At 63.1% G+C, this 16837-nt stretch carries 16 protein-coding genes; 2 read left to right on the forward strand and 14 right to left on the reverse strand.

Translation table 11 applies throughout. The features are described 5' to 3' along the window. Positions 1 to 7: 7 nt before the first annotated feature. The 12 genes from BM338_RS10860 to BM338_RS10915 all read right to left on the reverse strand — a co-directional run bounded on the left by BM338_RS10860 (position 8) and on the right by BM338_RS10915 (position 13514). The gene (locus tag BM338_RS10860) at positions 8 to 1330 is read right to left on the reverse strand and encodes an ABC transporter permease (RefSeq protein ID WP_090450887.1); all 1323 of its coding nucleotides are present in this window, start codon (positions 1328 to 1330) and stop codon (positions 8 to 10) included. A 118-nt stretch (positions 1331 to 1448) separates the two neighbouring features. Beyond that, positions 1449 to 2678, reverse strand: coding sequence for an ABC transporter permease (locus BM338_RS10865; protein ID WP_090450888.1), 1230 nt, complete (start codon positions 2676 to 2678; stop codon positions 1449 to 1451). A gap of 8 nt (positions 2679 to 2686) precedes the next feature. Next, a complete protein-coding gene (locus BM338_RS10870) occupies positions 2687 to 3991 on the reverse strand; it encodes an ABC transporter permease (protein ID WP_090450889.1) in 1305 nt (434 codons plus the stop codon). Positions 3992 to 4023: 32 nt separating this feature from the next. Then, positions 4024 to 5253: an ABC transporter permease gene (locus BM338_RS10875; protein ID WP_090450890.1), complete on the reverse strand. Its 1230-nt coding sequence runs from the start codon at positions 5251 to 5253 to the stop codon at positions 4024 to 4026. Positions 5254 to 5260: 7 nt separating this feature from the next. Beyond that, positions 5261 to 6574 (reverse strand): ABC transporter permease, encoded by a 1314-nt coding sequence (locus BM338_RS10880; RefSeq protein ID WP_090450891.1) that lies wholly within the window; start codon positions 6572 to 6574, stop codon positions 5261 to 5263. Between the two features lie 46 nt (positions 6575 to 6620). After that, entirely contained in the window at positions 6621 to 7859 is a 1239-nt protein-coding gene (locus BM338_RS10885; RefSeq protein WP_090450892.1) for an ABC transporter permease, read from the reverse strand. A 10-nt stretch (positions 7860 to 7869) separates the two neighbouring features. Continuing rightward, entirely contained in the window at positions 7870 to 9183 is a 1314-nt protein-coding gene (locus BM338_RS10890; protein WP_090450893.1) for an ABC transporter permease, read from the reverse strand. A 64-nt stretch (positions 9184 to 9247) separates the two neighbouring features. Beyond that, positions 9248 to 9970 (reverse strand): ABC transporter ATP-binding protein, encoded by a 723-nt coding sequence (locus BM338_RS10895; protein ID WP_090450894.1) that lies wholly within the window; start codon positions 9968 to 9970, stop codon positions 9248 to 9250. Positions 9971 to 10006: 36 nt separating this feature from the next. Next, complete coding sequence (locus BM338_RS10900; protein ID WP_090450895.1) at positions 10007 to 11278, reverse strand: efflux RND transporter periplasmic adaptor subunit; 1272 nt, start codon at positions 11276 to 11278, stop codon at positions 10007 to 10009. A 182-nt stretch (positions 11279 to 11460) separates the two neighbouring features. After that, a complete protein-coding gene (locus BM338_RS10905) occupies positions 11461 to 12024 on the reverse strand; it encodes a hypothetical protein (protein ID WP_090450896.1) in 564 nt (187 codons plus the stop codon). 112 nt (positions 12025 to 12136) lie between these two features. Further along, on the reverse strand, positions 12137 to 12352 hold the full coding sequence (locus BM338_RS10910; RefSeq protein WP_177229300.1) for a hemin uptake protein HemP: 216 nt from the start codon (positions 12350 to 12352) through the stop codon (positions 12137 to 12139). A gap of 193 nt (positions 12353 to 12545) precedes the next feature. Continuing rightward, positions 12546 to 13514: a potassium channel beta subunit family protein gene (locus BM338_RS10915; RefSeq protein ID WP_090450897.1), complete on the reverse strand. Its 969-nt coding sequence runs from the start codon at positions 13512 to 13514 to the stop codon at positions 12546 to 12548. A gap of 158 nt (positions 13515 to 13672) precedes the next feature. On the opposite strand from BM338_RS10915, the gene BM338_RS10920 reads away from it, so the two are divergent. Next, the gene (locus BM338_RS10920; RefSeq protein ID WP_090450898.1) at positions 13673 to 14086 is read left to right on the forward strand and encodes an SRPBCC family protein; all 414 of its coding nucleotides are present in this window, start codon (positions 13673 to 13675) and stop codon (positions 14084 to 14086) included. A 145-nt stretch (positions 14087 to 14231) separates the two neighbouring features. Continuing rightward, positions 14232 to 15272 carry an MBL fold metallo-hydrolase gene (locus BM338_RS10925; protein ID WP_218156327.1) on the forward strand — a complete coding sequence of 347 codons (1041 nt, stop codon included), beginning with the start codon at positions 14232 to 14234 and terminating at the stop codon, positions 15270 to 15272. A 10-nt stretch (positions 15273 to 15282) separates the two neighbouring features. On the opposite strand, the gene BM338_RS10930 is transcribed toward BM338_RS10925, so the two are convergent. Together BM338_RS10930 and thiL are read right to left on the reverse strand one after the other, a co-directional pair. Beyond that, entirely contained in the window at positions 15283 to 15780 is a 498-nt protein-coding gene (locus BM338_RS10930; protein ID WP_090450900.1) for a phosphatidylglycerophosphatase A family protein, read from the reverse strand. Beyond that, positions 15777 to 16757 (reverse strand): thiamine-phosphate kinase, encoded by a 981-nt coding sequence (gene thiL, locus BM338_RS10935; RefSeq protein WP_090450901.1) that lies wholly within the window; start codon positions 16755 to 16757, stop codon positions 15777 to 15779. Before thiL ends, BM338_RS10930 begins: the two co-directional genes overlap by 4 nt. Positions 16758 to 16837 lie beyond the last annotated feature (80 nt).

Consider the following 16837-nt stretch of genomic DNA (forward strand, 5'->3'; position numbering starts at 1 on the left):
AAGATCCTCAGAGCGTCTTCAACTGCAGGCCTGGTGCTACGCGGCTTGCCCGTGCCGCAGGCAGCAAGCCGGCGACAAGACTGGTGGCAATGGCGAGCGCGAAAGTGAGCAGGAACATGCTGCCGTCCAGATGGGCCAGATCGGCGAAGGCCACTGGCTGGCTGCGCACCACCCATAGTCCGGCCAAGGTCAGCAACAGGCCACCGAGGCCACCCAGCAATCCCACTATGCCTGCCTCGACCAGGCATTGCGCGAAGATGGCGCCGCGGCTGGCACCCAGCGCCCGGCGCACGCCAATCTCACCCGAACGCCGCAGGAATTTCGCGAGCAGAAGACCAATGGTGTTGAACAGGCAGATCGCAAGGAAGGCAAAGGCGAGCCAGGTCTGCAAGCGCACATCGCTCGGCACTACCCCATTGAAATCCAGCCATTCCATCAAGCTGCGCAGCCGGGTGTTCTGCGGCCTCACCACACGCCCCAGCGCATGCTGTTGCGCTGCATAGCCATCGAGAAAGCGTTTGAACGCCGCTACTTTCGTCGGATTGTTGAGCTGCACCCATACGCCGAGCCACGCACACGGCGCGTTCTGCAAGTGCCCCGGCGTCGGCGCGGGATGCCAACAGGTGTACTGATAGAAATTGCCGTCGTTAATTTCGAGACCGCTGGTGAACGGAGTGAATACATCCTGCGTCTTGCTGTAGAAATCGGCCGTCTTGCCCGCCGCGAAGCGGCCGCCGGCAACGGTGTAGAACTGCGGCGCGGGGCGCCATGGCGCCAATACGCCGACGATACGCACGTCCGTATCACGCAGGCGCAAAGTACGACCCACACTATTGGCGCCATTGAAAAGCTTGGCATTGAGGTCCGATGAAATCACCGCCACACGCGCGTGCTTATCGTCATCCTCGGCATGCCACGCGCCGCCGTACCGGAACGGCACATCGAACATGGCGAAGAAATCGGACGTGGTAGATAGCATCGAGGGAATCAGTGGCGGCAGTTGCGTATCCGGCGCGCGCAACTTCACCGGACTATCGACCACCACCGTCTGCCGATCGGCCAGATGTGCGTTCAATATGTCCATAGCCGTCGGATAGTCGAGCTTGTCCAGCGGCTCCTTGTAGTTACCTGGTGTGGGATTCGAGTCGACCTGCGGATAGAACAGCGACCCGCTTCGCCCCGGCAGCGGATCACCCGATAGCAAATGCATCACCGTCAGCGTGGTCATGCTCGCACCGATACCTACGGCGATAGCCAGCACCATCAGCGCCGTGAGTACCTTGTTGCGCTTGAGACTGCGCAAGGCAAGGTCGAGGTAGTAACCAAACATGTCTCACTCCATCGACAGAATGACTCACCGGTAGGAGCGCACCCTGTGCGCGACCGCTCTGCGTGCGACAAAGAGCATCGTGCACAGGGTGCGCTCCTACCGAATCACGAAACGCATATCACACCGAGCGAGTCGCCACTACCGGCGGCACGGCGGCCGCACGCATGGCCGGCCCAAGCACTGCGGCCTGCCCAATCAACCACAGCAACACCGCCCCGACCGGGAAATAGATGGCGGGCAAACGCGGCAGCTCGTAATGCGTCATCAGGAACAGATTGATGCCATAGGCGAGCACCATGCCGATCGCAATGCCAATGGTGGCGAGCAGGAAGTTCTCGGTCTGGAAGTAATGAAGAATGTGACGACGGGTCGCGCCAAGCGCGCGCCGCACACCGATCTGCCGGCGACGCTGCGCCACCCAGAAGCTGCCGAGACCGACGATGCCCAGTGCAGTAACCACCAGCAGCGCAATACATACACCCACCAGCAGGCCGGTCATGGCGCGATCGTTCTGGAAGAATTTTTCGCGGACTTCGTCCCACGTGCGCTTCTTCAACACCACGCGGTTCGGATTGATCAGCTTGAGTTTCTCCAGCGCCGTTTTGAGCACGCGGTCGCGATCCTGCGGCGCCGTGCGAATCACGTACTGACCGCTATTGACGCGGATGGGAATGACCATGCTGTATTGCGCCGCGCTGTCATCCCAAATGGAAGGCCGCACCAGAGTCTTCATCAGGCCGACCACGGTCAAAGGCAGTTCGCTTCCCATATACAACTGCTTACCCAGGGCCTGCTGCCCCGGCCAGAGACGTTCGGCCATCGCCTGGGTAATCACCACCGAATGGGGTAGCGCCTTGCTATTGCTTTCACCGGCGGCAAAGGCCTTGATCGCGTCTTCAAGGTCCACGTACTCATCCGACTGCAGAAAACGGCCAGCAACGAGCTGCACGCCAAGGGTCTCTGCGACGTTCTCGCCGAAATAATTGGTGGCGTTCAAGGTCGACTTGTTTTGCTTCGGATCGATCTTGATGCCGCTGTTATTCGAGGAGTTGCCGAACGGCACCTGCTCTACCGCCGCCACCGCCGTCACTCCGGGGATCTGCCGGATGGCGGCCATGTCCGCCGCGGTGCGCGCTTTCTCATCCGCCTTCGCGCCGATATTGGCCAGCTCGATATGCAACAGCTCGTGTTCGGCGATGCCACTGGGCATATGGATGCGATCGATGCGCTGACTGATCAGGAACACTGCGTTGCAAACAATGGCGCAGGTCAGGGCGATCTCAAGAATTACCAGCAAGGCGGTGATCTTGTGCCGGCGTAAGGTAGATAGGATCGGAAGGATGTCCATGGCGTTCCTCACTGGCTCTTCAGTTGCAGCGCTGGGGTGATCTGGCAGGCACGCCAGGCCGGCAACAGACCCGCAAGCAGACTGGAGATAAGCGCTAGCATGAAGGTCACCAGCAACATCGAAATATCGAGATGGGCCAGCGAGGCATAGTCCGCCGGTTGCAATCGCACCAACCAGAGACCAAGGAAGGCCAGCACCAAGCCACCTACGCCACCCGCCAGGCCGATCACGCCAGCCTCCACCAGCAGCTGCACGAACACCTCGCGCTTGGAAGCGCCCAGGGCCCGGCGGACACCGAGCTCACCGGCGCGGCGCAGAAACTTCGCCAGCATCAGCCCCACCGTATTGACCAGACACACCAGCAGGAAGCCCAGGGCCAGCCAGCTCTGCAGACGCACGTCGCTGGGCACCACCTTGTTGACGTCCATCCACTCCATCACGTTCGACAGACGCACATTGGACGGCCGCTGGAAACGTCCCAGCGCTTTCTGCTCTTTCGAGTAGTTGTCCAGGAAAGTGCGGTAGTCAGCAGCCTTGTCCGCGCTTTCCAGCTGCACCCAGAACTGCAGCCAGACGCAGGTGGCGGTCTCGATATGCTCGTTGTCGCCACCGCCCCTGCCCCAGCAGTTCATACTGCCGTTGCGTTCGAAACGCAGGTCGCGCGCCGTGGTCAGCGGCACGAAGACATCCTCCGTGGCGGAGTAGTTACCCATATTGAGATCGTAGAAGTGCGGGTTCGGCCGCCAAGTGTCGAGCACGCCGATCACACGGAACGCCGTGTCTTTCATGCGCAGAATCTTGCCGGTGCTGTCGTTGCCGCCGTACAGCTTGTCGTTGAGCGAGCGGGTAATCACCGCCACCCGGGCTTTGCCGTTGTCTTCCGCTTCGCTCCAGCCGCGGCCGAAGAGAAACGGCGTCTCGAACATCGGGAAGAAATCGGCGGTGGTGAAGCGCGCATCGCTGAAGAAGGGATCCATGCCCGACTGCGCCGGCTGCACCGGCACGGCACCGCCGGTCATCAGCGCCTGGCGCTCGCCGCGCTTGGCCTTGAGCAGGTTCATGCCGTCGATCCAGGTCACCTGCCGCGCCGGCTCCTTGTTCGGCTCGTAACCATCCATGTCCTCCGGGTCGATCTGCGGATAGAACAACCGCGCGCTCTTGCCCGGCAACGGATCGCCGGAAAGCACATGCAACACGGTGAATGTGGTCATACAGGCGCCAATGCCCAGTGCGATGGCAATCACCATCAGCGCGGTGAGCACCTTGTTGCGTTTGAGGCTGCGTAGTGCCAGATCCAGGTAGTACGAAAACATGCGACCTCCCCCTTATCGTTCTGGTGCCCGGATCACACCGAGCGCGTAGCCTCAACCGGCGATACCCTCGAGGCACGGATGGCCGGTGCCAGCACCGCCCCCTGCCCCAGCAACAGCAACAGCAACACGCCTGCCAATACATAAAACAGCGACAACCGATGCATCTCGAACCGGGTGACCATCCATAGGTTCATGGCGATCGCCAGCAGCACGCCGACCACGGCACCACCGACGCTGATCAACAAGTTCTCAGTCATGAAGTAGCCGAGGATGTCGCCCCGCGTCGCGCCCAGTGCGCGGCGCACGCCAATTTGTTTGCGGCGCTGGCCCACCCAGAAACTGGTGAGACCGACGATGCCGGCGGCAGTGATGGCCAGCAGCACCACGCAGATGACGCCCATCAGCACCGCCATGCCGTAATCGCTGTCGTAGGCTTTCTGGCGTACTTCCGCGTAGCCCATCACTCCGTCGTCGTTGATCACGCGCATGCGATTCTGCGCATAGAGCGCTTTGACCGCTTCTTTCCGAAGCATGGCGAGTTGACCGGGCTTGGCCCGCAGGATGTAGTAGGCATTTCCCACCAGGCGCATCGGCCAGATCAGCGATTGGTAGGCATTGCGCATCTGCCAGTCGGCCAGACTCTGTGTCTGCAACACATCCACGATGCCGATAATGGTCGTGGGTGTGTTGCTCATCGCGTAGATCGGCTTGCCCAGTGCCGAACCGTCGGGAAACAACTTGTCCGCCAGCGTCTTCGTAACAATGGTCACCGGCGGCATGACATTTTCGCGATTGGCGATCGGGCGGATCTCATCCGGGCGGAAGTTGCGCCCCGCGATCAGCTTTACTCCGAGCGTGTCCATGAAGTGCTCGTCGCCGAGATAGACCGCTGCATCACCGACCGCCGTGGTCTGATCCGGCGTCAAGGTGATGAACTGGTCCCAGCCGCCACCGCGCATGGGATAGGAATTACTGGCGACGGCGTCTTGCACGCCGGGTAGCCGACGCAACACCATCAGATCCGCGCGCTGCTGAGCGTCGGCGTCCTCCTTGCTCAACTTGTCCGCCCAGCTGTTTTCGATCACCAGCAGGTTCGCCTCATCAATGCCGCTGGGTGCGGAAAGGTGGGCGACCCGCTGCTGGATGATGAATAACGCATTGCAGACGATCGCCAGGGTCAGCGCGGTCTGCAACGCAATCAGCACAGCGCCAGCCTTGTGACGACGCAATGCGGAAAGGATGGGCTTGATCTGCAGCATCATTGCGACCTCAATTGGATTTGAGCTGCCACGCCGGCTGCACCTGGGCTGCGCGCCAGGTGGGATACAGCGCGGCTACGACGGTGGCAAAGACGGAAACCAGCAGAGTCAGCCCCACCAGCGCGACGTCGAGGTGCGCCAGGCGCGCAATCTGCGGCTGGAACAACAACCCGACGCCGGAGATGCCCAGGGCCGTCAGCAGCAGGCCAAGGAAGCCGCCGGCCAGGCCCACCGAGCCGGCCTCGATCAGGTACTGCATGTAGATTTCCCTACGCGACGCCCCTAGCGCACGGCGCACGCCGATCTCGCTGGCACGACGCAGGAACTTGGCCAGCAACAGGCCGATGGTATTGATCAGGCAGATCGCGAAGAAGCCCAGCGCTACCAGCAGTGAAACGCTGCTTTCCTGCGGCACTACCTGCATGTAATCCAGCCACTGCATGACATTGCGCAGACGCACATTGGGCGCCCAGCCGTAACGCCCGGCGCGCTGCTGGTCGGAGGCATAGCCTTCGAGGAACTGGCGGTACTGCGCAACCTCTGCCGCGCTGTCCAGCTGAACCCAGGGAGTCACCCATACGCAGTTGCTTTGCAGCCATCCATCCCAGTCGCCGTAATCAATACGGCCACGGCAACTGTTGTTGCCCGCGGTATCGATCTTCAGATCGAGCGCACGGCTGATGGGAATATAGATGTCCGAGGGCTCGCCGAAGCTGGAGCCGCCCCAGACCGCGAAGAAACGCGGCTTGGGATTCCAGTTCTCGGTGACACCCACCACGCGGTAGTTATGCCCGCTCAGCGTGATCTCGCGACCCAGGCTGTTGGCGCCGCCAAACAGCTTGTCGTTGAGCTTTCGGCTGATCACCACCACGGCCGCGCGTTGCTCATCCTCAGCGGTACCCCAGGCACTGCCGTAGAGGAAAGGCACGTCGAACATTGCAAAGAAATCACTTTGCGCCGTAAAGCCCTGCACGGTGAATGGTATGGACTGGCCGCCCAGCGGCAATGCCGACATCCCGATCGGATACAGCATGGTTTGCCGCTTGGCCTTGTGCTCACGCATCAGCGCCATGGCATCCACATAGTTCAGCGCGTAGGGCGGCTCATTACCCGTCAGGTTGTACTTCGGCCCCCAACTGTCGACCTGTGGAATGAACAGCTGCTCCGACTTTTCCGGAATAGGATTGCCCGAAACCGCCCGGAACACCGAGTAGGTGATCATCGACGCGGCCACGCCAAAGCCGATCGCCATGACCATCAGGGCAGTCAACAAAGGGTTGCGACGCAGACTGCGCAAACCAAGTTGGAGGTAGTAAGAAAACATCGGCAAAAGATCCTTCGTCCTTATGTCGTCTGGCAGCCGTGCGGCATTACACCGACCGTGTTGCCTCAACCGGCGGCACCTTCGCCGCGCGCATGGCCGGCGCCAATACCGCCGCCTGACCGAGCAGCAGCAATGCGATCACGCCGGCAAACACGTACACCGCCGACAGCCGCGCCATCTCGAACTGCGTGACCATCCACAGGTTCAAACCCACCGCCAGTCCCGCACCGATCACCACGCCGGCGATGCCGATCATCAGGTTCTCGGTGAGGAAGTAGCTGAGAATGTCGTGCTTGGTGGCGCCCAGCGCACGGCGCACGCCGATCTGCTTGCGGCGCTGGCCGACCCAGAAGCTGGTGAGACCCACGATGCCGGCCGCCGTGATGGCGAGCAGGATCACGCAGATCACGCCCATCAGGATCGCCATGCCGCGGTCGTTTTTGTAGGCGTCTTCGCGCACCTTCTCGTAGGTGCGGATCGCGCGCTCGCCGGAGATCACACGCATGCGGTTGGTCTTGAGCAGCGCTTCCGGTGCGCTCTTGGTCACCGCGGCGAGCTGACCGGGCTTGGCACGGATCAGGTAGATCCCGTAGGAGCCGGTGAGCTGCACTGGCAGCAGCGTGGCGTTCTCCACGAAGTCGTTGGCCCAGATGCCCGACCACGGCACCTGCAATTGCTTGACGATGCCGATGATGGTGCTGGGTGGCACGTCCTTGCCTGAGAGGTACATCTGCTTGCCCAAGGCGTCGCCCTTCGGGAACAGCTTGTCGGCAAGCGCTTTGGTCACAATCACCTGCGGCGTCGACTTGATGTCCTTGGGATCGGCGACGATCACCTCGTCGGCGGTGAAATTGCGGCCGGCGATCAACTGGGCGCCGTAGACGGCGAGCGCGTGCTCATCCACAAAGTAGAGCGTGGTCTGCCCCGCCGGCTTTCCGTTCTCCTTGGGCACAAGATTCACGCCCGTGGACCAGCCGCCGCCGCGCAGCGGGAAGGAGTTGGTGTTCATCGCGTCCTCCACCCCGGGCAGCTGGCGCAGCGCCTGCACGTCGGTCTTGGTCAGCGAGGCGGTGTCTTTGTCGTTCACCGCCACCCAGCGATTGGTGATCGCCAGTACGTTGCTTTCATTCATGCCGCTGGGGCGCGACAGGCGTTGTACGCGCTGCTGGATGATGAACAGTGCGTTGCACACGATCGCCAAGGTCAGCGCGATCTGCAGTGCAATGAGGATGGTGCCAGCCTTGTGGCGCTTGAGAGCGGCGAGAATGGGTTTGATCTGCAGCATAGTCGTCGCCTCAGTTGGATTTCAGCTGCCAGGCCGGCTGCACCTGTGCAGCGCGCCAGGTGGGATAGAAGGCCGCGATCACCGTGGCCAGGATCGCCACCAGCAGGGTCAGCAACACCAGCGGCACATCCAGCGTGGCCAGGCGCGCGACCTGCGGGTCGAAGATCAGCGAGATGCCGTACACGCCCACGCCGGTCAGCAACAGGCCGAGCAAGCCACCTGCCAGCCCGACCGCGGCGGCTTCGATCAGGAACTGCATGTAGATCTCACTACGTGCCGCGCCCAGCGCACGACGTACACCGATCTCCGACGAGCGGCGCATGAATTTGGCCAGCAATAGACCGATGGTGTTGACCAGGCAGATGATCAGGAAGCCCAGCGCCACCAGCAGCGAGATCTTGGCTTCCGCCGGCACTACTTTCTCGAAGTCCAGCCACTCCACGACGTTGCGCAGGCGCACGTTCGGTGCCCAGCGGAAGCGACCGGCCCGCTGCTGTTCGGCGGCGTAACCACTGAGATAGCTGCGATAGGCATCGGCCTCAGCCTTGCTGGGCAGCTCGGCCCAGAAACCCAGCCAGATGCATTCGGAATGCAACCAGTTGTCCCAACCCTGGCCGGGATCCTTGTTGCAGTTGTTGTTGCCATTGGTGGGCACCTTCAACTCGATCATGCGGGTAAACGGCACGAACAACTGCGTCGGGTCGTCGAAGCCGCCGGTGTTGACCGCGTCGAAGAACAGCGGCTGCGGATCCCAGTGGTCCATCACACCGGTGATGCGGTAGCTGCGGCCGTCCAGATTGATCTCGCGGCCGACGCTGTTCTCACCGTGGAACAGCTTGTCGTTGAGGGTCTTGCCGATCACCGCGACCGCTGCGCGCGAATCATCCTCGGCTGCCGTCCAGCCACCGCCATAGCGGAAAGGGATGTCGAACATGGCGAAGGCGTCGGCATAAACGGCATACGTGTTCTCGTGGAACGGTAGCTGATTGGCATCGGCCGGCACGATCGACAGGCCGGCGGGGTACAGCGCGGTCTGTCGCTTGGCACGATGGTCGCGCATCAGCCCGATAGCGTCGGTGTAGGTGATCGCCTGCGGCGGCTCGCCGTTGTTGCGCTGGGCATCCTCCGGACCCCAGTTGTCGATCTGCGGCACAAACAACTGTGAGGACTTCTGCGGGATCGGGTTATTGGACGTCGCGCGGAACACCGAATAGGTGGTCATCGATGCCGCCACGCCGAAGCCGATCGCCATCACCATCAAGGCGGTGAGCAATGGATTCTTGCGGAGACTGCGCAAGCCGAGCTGGAAGTAATAGGCGAACATCGAGGGCGTCCGTCGAAGGGAGGGACCTCCCGCCACAGCGGGAGGAATCCAGAGCTAGCTGCAGTTACGCCGGCGTACCCGTGTGTGCGGTGTGCTGCGCGTGGTGGAAGCGCGGATCTTCAGCGAGATCGACCACCTGACCGTCGATGATGTGCACGTTGCGCTGGGCGCGTGCGGCGAGTTCCGGATCATGCGTCACCATCACGATGGTGGCGCCTTCGCGATGGATCTCTTCCAGCAGCTCCATCACGCCACGAGCCATCTGCGTGTCCAGGTTGCCGGTCGGTTCGTCGGCGAGCAGCAGGCGCGGCGAGCCGGCCAATGCACGGGCGATGGCGACGCGCTGCTGCTGACCGCCAGAGAGTTCGGCCGGATAGTGCTTGGCGCGCGAAGCCAGACCCACGCGCTCCAGCGCATCCATGATGCGCTGCTTGCGCTCGGCGGCCTTCATGCCGCGATAGCGCAGCGGCACTTCGACGTTGTCGAACACGTTGAGGTCGGGAATCAGGTTGAACGCCTGGAAGATGAAACCGATTTTCTCGTTGCGGATCTTGGAGCGCGCGTTGTCGTTGAGGTTGCTCACCTCCACGCCGTCCAGGTGGTATTCGCCGCCAGTGAAGGTTTCCAGCAGGCCGGCGATGGTGAGGAAGGTGGTTTTGCCGGAACCAGACGGACCGGTGACGGCGACGAACTCGCCTTCTTTCACGTCAATGTTGAAATCGCGCAGCGCGTAGGTCTCCACCACTTCGGTGCGGTAGACCTTGGACAGGTGAGTCATCTTGAGCATGGTTATGCGTCCTTCGGTGATGAGCGTGGTGGTGAATCAGCGACTGATGGCGACGCGCGCCGCATTTTTGAAACTGTCGGTACCGGAGATCACAATGCGGTCGCCTTCTTTCAGACCGTCGAGGATCTCGACCTTGTCGATGCTGCTGGCGCCGACGCGGATCGGGTGCTTCTCGGCGATGCCGTCGCGCACCAGGTAGGCATAGGCGCCGCCGGATTCGTCGACGAAGGAGCCGCGCTGCACGGTGAGTACGTTGTCGCGCTTGTCGAGCAGGATGCGCACGGACAGGCGCTGGTTCTGGCGCAGCTGCTTGGGCGTGTCGCCTTCAAAGCGCAGGCGTGCGGCTACTTCGCCATTCACCACTTCCGGCGAGATGGCGCTGACCAGGCCCTTCCAGGTGTTGCCGTTGCCGGTGATCTCGCCACCCATGCCAATGCCCAGGTCGCGGGCGAAGCTTTCCGGCACCTTCATTTCCACTTCGAGCGCGGAGAGGTCGATGACGCTGAGCAGCTGCGCGTCCTTGGCCACGGTGGCGCGCTCGGCGATGAACAGCTGGCCTACCTGGCCATCCACCGGCGACTTCACATTGAGGTCGTCGACCTGGCGCTTCAGATCTTCCACCAGCAGCACCTGGCGATCATGCGCGAGCTTCTTCGACTTGATGTCGAAGTTGAGGCTGTCGCTGTCAGTGCCGAGGTCGGCTTTCGCGTGCAGCGTGGTGATCTTGGACTTCTGCAACTCATCCTTCGCCTTGTCCACATTCATGCTGGGTACGGCGCCTTGGGCGAAGGCCTTCTGGTAACGCGCCAGGTCGCGCTCGGCGCCCTGCTGGTCGATCTGCGCGTTGTCGAAGGCCTTTTGCAGTTCGCCGCGCTTCTTGCGAGCGTCGATCTGCGCTCGCAGGTAGTCCACTTCCATCGCGTCGGCGGCGCTCTGTTCCTGCGCGAGCTTGTTGGTGAGCTCGGGGCTGACGATGGTGGCTAGCGCCTGGCCCTTCTTCACCGCATCGCCGGCGTGCACCTTCAAGGTGACCGCGCCGCCGGAAGTGGCGTAGAGCGTGGGGCTGACGGCGGCGACGACCTTGCCTTCGGCGGCGATGTCGCGCACGAAGAGGCCGCGTTCCACCACGGCGAAGGCGAGGCGGGAGGCGCTGACCGAAGCATCGGCCGAGAACAGTCGGCTGGCTTGCGGCAACACGAAGGCCAGTACAGCCACCGCAGCCACGCCGGCCCCGATCAACATCAGGCGGCGCTTGCGGTTGGGTTTGACCTCGACCAGGCGGTCTTGAGCAGAGGTATCGCGAATCATGGAGCGGTCCCTGGCCACAAACCGTGTGGCCCCGAACCTGTTTCAGCAAGCTGCGTGCCAAGCATCGCGAAGCTTTCAATTCAACAACTTGGCGATGATTTTCGCACCGCATGCGTTGTCCGCGGACAACCGCACGGACAGGCGGACAAGTGTCCGGTCAGTCTGTCCGGCCTAAAGCCTGCTCATAGTTCCAGAGCTTCCGCTCTGGCGACTTCGCGCGCGATGCCCTGCCCCAGGGCCGACAAGCGCACAGCCTCCGTGCAGCTCAACACCTCAAAGCCACCCATGCGTTTGTGACGGAAGCCGAACAGACGCGCGCAGGCGGCGCGGAACGGCCGCTGCACACGACCGAACGGCGGCGCGGCCATCGGCTCGCCGGCGGACAGCAATACGTCCCAGGCAAGATAGTCGGTGTCCGGCAACAGATGCAGGCGGGCACGCAGACAGCCATTGGCGTCGATACATTCGATCCATTCGCGCGGCCCGTCGGAACCGATCACGCAGGTCGCGAGCAGCCAGCGCGTATGCAGCAGAGGCATCAGCTCCACCCGGTCGGCCAGCCAGCCGCGCGCACCGTGTTCGGCCGAGGCGTCGCCAGCGTGCATGGGGAGGTAGAGCACGCTGCCGAGCAGAGGCAGGCGGGAGACCAGCGCATCGGGCGCGATCCGCAGCCAGCGCGGCTGGCCGGCCGGTGGGTGGAAGTGGGGACAGACGGTCGCGAGGGCGTGGGTCAGCCAGCCGAACATGAGCGCTCCTTGGGCTAAGGAGACCTGGCTGGCGTAATGGGAACGACGCTGGCGATAGGCCTTTGTAATTGAAGAGCGGGCTTCATCGCCCGCGGGGCATGCCGGCCCGGACTTACTTGGTGAGGATGAGCTTGTCGTTGCGGGTCAGGCGCAAGTGGTACTCGCTGCCCTGATGGGTGATGACCAGCTCGCGCTCGCCTTCCAGCAAGAGCTGGCTGGAGATGCGGCGGGTGGTAGCGGCAGGTGCCACGGGTTTCAGGCGCAGAAGGCTGAGCGGCCGGGCGAGCAGGTCGACTGGCTGCGACAGGGAAAGGGTAGACATCGGCATGAGCGGGCTCCGCGATTGGTCAATGGGCGGAGTTGATGATAATCATTCTCATCTGAGAGTCAACTGATCGATACCTCACTTCTCCCTCCCCTGTTCACTGGGGAGGGCTGGGGAGGGGTGGGTACTTGAGGAGGCGCTGCGGGGGAGGTTGTCTCAAGGGCCTCCCCCTCTGCGAGCAGAGGGAGGAGCAGAGCTACGCCACAGCCTGCTCGATCTTCGCCAGCACCGCCTTATCCAGCTTCGGCAAAAGCTCCAGCGCATCCAGGTTGTGTTCCAGTTGCTCCAGCCGGCTTGCGCCCAGCATCACCGTGGACACATGCGGGTTCGCCAGGCACCAGGCGATCGCCAGCTGCGCCTGCGTTGCGCCGAGTTCCTCAGCGATGGGTTGCAGACGGCGCACCTTGGCGATGCGGTCACCGCCCTGCTCCAGCAACGCCCTGCGCAGCCATTCGTAACCGGGCTGCCCCAGTCGCGCGTCGTCCGGTACGCCATCGTTGTATTTACCGGTGAGCAGGCCCGAGGCGAGGGGCGACCAAATGGTGGTGCCCATACCGAAGTCGCTGTAGAGCGAGGCGTACTCCACTTCCACGCGCTGACGATGCAGCAGGTTGTATTCCGGCTGCTCCATGGTCGGTGCGTACATATGGTTCTCGCGCGCGACCTTGTGCGCTTCGCGGATCTCGTCCGCCGACCATTCGCTGGTGCCCCAATACAACACCTTGCCCTGGCGCACGAGCGTATCCATCGCCGCTACGGTTTCCTCGATCGGCGTATCCGGATCGGGGCGATGGCAGAAGTACAGATCCAGGTGCTCCACACGCAGACGCTGCAGGGCCTGATGGCAGGCTTCGATCACATGCTTGCGCGACAGGCCGCGCTGCGTGGGCAGCGGATTGTTGCGCGCACCGAAGAACACCTTGCTGGATACGCAGTAGCTGTCGCGCGGAAAGCGCAGATCGGCCAGCACGTCGCCCATCAGCGTCTCGGCGACACCATGGTTATAGACCTCGGCGTTGTCGAAGAAATTGACGCCGCGGTCATGCGCCAGCGCGAGCAGATCGCGCGCCAGCGAACGCCCCACCTGCTGCCCGAAGGTGACCCAGGCGCCGAACGACAGCGCGGAAAGCTGCAAGCCACTCTTGCCAAGACGACGGTATTGCATAGGGAAGGCTCCAGTCCGGGGAATGGGTCAGCATGCCAAGAGCGCGGCATCAGCGTCCATGCCTGCATCCAAACCAGCGGTGCGATCGGTTCGCTTGACCGCCGTATCGCCAGCTACCCACGATACGCGCTCGCCAGCTCGCCGGGAGATACGTCATCGTGTGGACTTACGAACACAGCACCGACATCAACGCATCGCCTGCGCGCATCTGGGCGCTGTTCTCCGATGTACCCGGATGGAAGCACTGGAATGCCGGGATCGAAGATATCCGCATGCATGGCCCTTTCGCCGTGGGCACCACGTTCACCATGAAGCCGCCGGGCGAAGACGCCTTCACCAGCACGCTGATTGAGGTCGTCGCGCAGGAAGTATTCACCGATGAAACCATCATCGATGGCACTCGCGTGGTGGTAACGCATCGCATCCTGCCGCTGGCGCCTGACCGCGCCAAAGTCAGCTACAACACCCGAATCACTGGGCCGGCGGCAGAGGATTTCGGGCCCATGGTGACCGCCGACTTCCCCGATGTATTGAGGGCCCTGAAGCGCCTGGCGGAGCAAACCACCGGCTGAGCCATCGGACGGCCGCGCCACTACTGCCATTGAGTCGCCACCGTTCGCCCCCAGCTCTGCCCGCATGCGCTCAAGCGCACCACGTCCAGCGAGGCAGGTCATGGCGATGTTTTCCCGGGAAGCCACGGGGCTCCGGCTCGAGCGCATGCGCGCTTCCACGCAGTACGCCGACGGCCATTTCGTAAACACCTATCGCAGCAGCGCGCCACCCGCTACCGGGGAGCGGCCGACGCTGCGCGATTTCTTTTTCCGCACCGAAGGTCGTGAGCCGGCGCAGCCGTTGCCTGCGCTCGATCCACGCGCGGTCTGGACGCGACCGGTTACGACCGGCCTACGCACGACCTGGCTCGGCCATTCCACCGTGCTGCTGGAAATCGACGGCGTGCGCGTGCTGACCGACCCAGTGTGGGGTGAGCGTGCTTCGCCGTTTTCGTTCATGGGTCCGAAGCGATTCCAGCCGGTGCCAGTCGACATCAACGCCCTGCCCCCGCTCGACGCGATCCTGATTTCGCACGACCACTACGACCATCTGGACTATTCGAGCATCCGCGCGCTCGCCGCGCTGCGCGTGCCGTTCATCACCTCGCTCGGTGTCGGCATGCACCTGGAGGCGTGGGGTGTGCCGGCCGATCGCATCATCGAACTCGACTGGTGGGAGCACGTTACCTTGCCGCGCGGGCTGACCATCACCGCAGCGCCGTCGCATCATTTCTCCGGGCGCGGCCTGCGTGATCGCAACACGACGTTGTGGTCTTCCTTCGTCTTGCGCGGCGAACAACACTCGGTGTTCTTCAGTGGCGACACTGGGCTATCGCCCGCGTTCGAGGAGATCGGCCGCAAGCTCGGGCCGTTCGATCTGGTGATGATCGAAGTCGGCGCCTTCCATCCTTCATGGGGCAACGTGCATCTGGGACCGGAGAACGCCTTGCAAGCCTGGTCGCAGCTGGGCAGCGGCCGCTTGCTGCCGGTGCACTGGGGCACCTTCAATCTCGCCATGCATCCCTGGGAAGAGCCGGCGGAAGTGCTGCTGGCAAATGCACCCGAAGGTTTGCTGATGCCGCGGCTGGGCGAAGCGGTCGAACCCGCGCTGGTGGAAACGGTGCAGCCGTGGTGGCGTGGTGCCGTCGAACATCGCAACAGACCTGTGATGCCACACGCCACGGATTTACTAGCGCAGAAGGACTAAGCGCGCGCTGTCATAACCACGCCAGCGCGAGGCCCAGCACGACGGCCGCGAACACACCTGCCACGACATCATCCACCATCACGCCCAACCCGCCTTTCATGCGTCGGTCGAGCCAGCCGATCGGCCACGGCTTCCATACGTCGAACAGGCGGAACAGCGCGAAACCGGCAACGACAGCCCACCACGGCGCCACCAATGCGGGAATCAGCGCAATCCACTGGCCGATAAATTCGTCCCACACAATACTGCGATGATCGTCCACGCCCAGCGCACGACCGGCGACGTTGCACGCCCACACACCCAACGCAAAACCAAGCACGATCACCAGCACATACAGCGGTAGGCTCAGTTGCCGCAGCAGCAGCCACGGCAGCAAGGCGGCGAGCGAGCCGAAGGTGCCTTGCGCCACTGGCGCCAGGCCGGAGCCGAAGCCACAGGCGATCCATCCTGCAGCGGATGAAGTCAGCGCGCGGCGCTGGGTATCGGTGAGGGTCTTCTTATCGTTCATACGGCGAAATGATCCCAGCCACGCCGCGCCGGTTCCAGCCATGAGCCATCCGGCTCGCGCACACGCACACCCTCGCCTTCGACGATGCGGCCGATGCGCGCGGCGCCGCAGCCAAGACGAGCCAGATCAGCCTGCACGTCGGCAACGCGCGCGGCGGGCACGGTGAAACACAGTTCGTAATCGTCGCCGCCGCTCAGTGCGAAATCGCGCGCACTGGTTTCGTCGAACAGACCGAGCAAGGCCGGTGAGCGAGGCAACCATGCGCTGTCGATCTCCGCACCGACGCCGCTTTGCGCGCAGATATGGCCAAGATCGGCGAGCAAACCATCGGAGATGTCCTGACACGCATTCGCGCGCTCGCGCAGAGCCACGCCCACCGCCAGACGCGGCATCGGACGGTTCAGACGCTCGACCAGGTAATCACGCCGCGCATCGCCCGCTTCGACACGCGATGCGTGTTGCAGCAAGTACAAGCCAGCCGCTGCATCACCCAGCGTGCCGGTGACCAGCACCACATCGCCGACCTTGGCCCCCGCGCGAGTCAACGCTTTGCCCGGCGGCACGAAGCCATGCACGGCCACACTGATGGTGAGCGGCCCGCTGGTGGTGTCGCCGCCGACCAGGGCAAGCCGATGCGGCTGCGCCAGCTGCGCGAAGCCTTCGGCGAAGCCGTCGATAAAGCTCTGCGTGGCCTGGACATCGGCCTTGGGCAAAGTCAGCGCCAGCAGCGCCCAGGCTGGTGTGGCGCCCATCGCTGCCAGATCGGAAAGATTCACCGCCAGCGACTTCCAGCCGATATCAGCGGGCGCCGTGTCGCGCGGGAAGTGCACGCCTTCGACCAAAGTGTCGATTGTCACCGCCAATTCCTGCCCTTCAGGCACGGCCAGCAGAGCGGCGTCGTCGCCAATGCCAAGCCGTACATCATCGCGGCCTTGCGCGGTGCGCTCGCGGATGCGGTCGATCAGACGAAATTCCATAGGCTTCAGGCATCGGCAAAACAGGGGCAAGCAGACCATCTGGCGCCGCGCGGCGCAAGTTCGTCTAGGTCCATCGTCAT

This window comes from Dyella sp. OK004, from assembly GCF_900114495.1.
Lineage (GTDB): Bacteria > Pseudomonadota > Gammaproteobacteria > Xanthomonadales > Rhodanobacteraceae > Dyella_D.

Coding starts and splice junctions, on each gene's coding strand:
- BM338_RS10860 (WP_090450887.1), bottom strand. CDS start 1,330: ATGTTTGGTTACTACCTCGACCTTGCCTTGCGCAGTCTCAAGCGCAAC.
- BM338_RS10865 (WP_090450888.1), bottom strand. CDS start 2,678: ATGGACATCCTTCCGATCCTATCTACCTTACGCCGGCACAAGATCACC.
- BM338_RS10870 (WP_090450889.1), bottom strand. CDS start 3,991: ATGTTTTCGTACTACCTGGATCTGGCACTACGCAGCCTCAAACGCAAC.
- BM338_RS10875 (WP_090450890.1), bottom strand. CDS start 5,253: ATGATGCTGCAGATCAAGCCCATCCTTTCCGCATTGCGTCGTCACAAG.
- BM338_RS10880 (WP_090450891.1), bottom strand. CDS start 6,574: ATGTTTTCTTACTACCTCCAACTTGGTTTGCGCAGTCTGCGTCGCAAC.
- BM338_RS10885 (WP_090450892.1), bottom strand. CDS start 7,859: ATGCTGCAGATCAAACCCATTCTCGCCGCTCTCAAGCGCCACAAGGCT.
- BM338_RS10890 (WP_090450893.1), bottom strand. CDS start 9,183: ATGTTCGCCTATTACTTCCAGCTCGGCTTGCGCAGTCTCCGCAAGAAT.
- BM338_RS10895 (WP_090450894.1), bottom strand. CDS start 9,970: ATGCTCAAGATGACTCACCTGTCCAAGGTCTACCGCACCGAAGTGGTG.
- BM338_RS10900 (WP_090450895.1), bottom strand. CDS start 11,278: ATGATTCGCGATACCTCTGCTCAAGACCGCCTGGTCGAGGTCAAACCC.
- BM338_RS10905 (WP_090450896.1), bottom strand. CDS start 12,024: ATGTTCGGCTGGCTGACCCACGCCCTCGCGACCGTCTGTCCCCACTTC.
- BM338_RS10910 (WP_177229300.1), bottom strand. CDS start 12,352: ATGCCGATGTCTACCCTTTCCCTGTCGCAGCCAGTCGACCTGCTCGCC.
- BM338_RS10915 (WP_090450897.1), bottom strand. CDS start 13,514: ATGCAATACCGTCGTCTTGGCAAGAGTGGCTTGCAGCTTTCCGCGCTG.
- BM338_RS10925 (WP_218156327.1), top strand. CDS start 14,232: ATGCGCGCTTCCACGCAGTACGCCGACGGCCATTTCGTAAACACCTAT.
- BM338_RS10930 (WP_090450900.1), bottom strand. CDS start 15,780: ATGAACGATAAGAAGACCCTCACCGATACCCAGCGCCGCGCGCTGACT.
- thiL (WP_090450901.1), bottom strand. CDS start 16,757: ATGGAATTTCGTCTGATCGACCGCATCCGCGAGCGCACCGCGCAAGGC.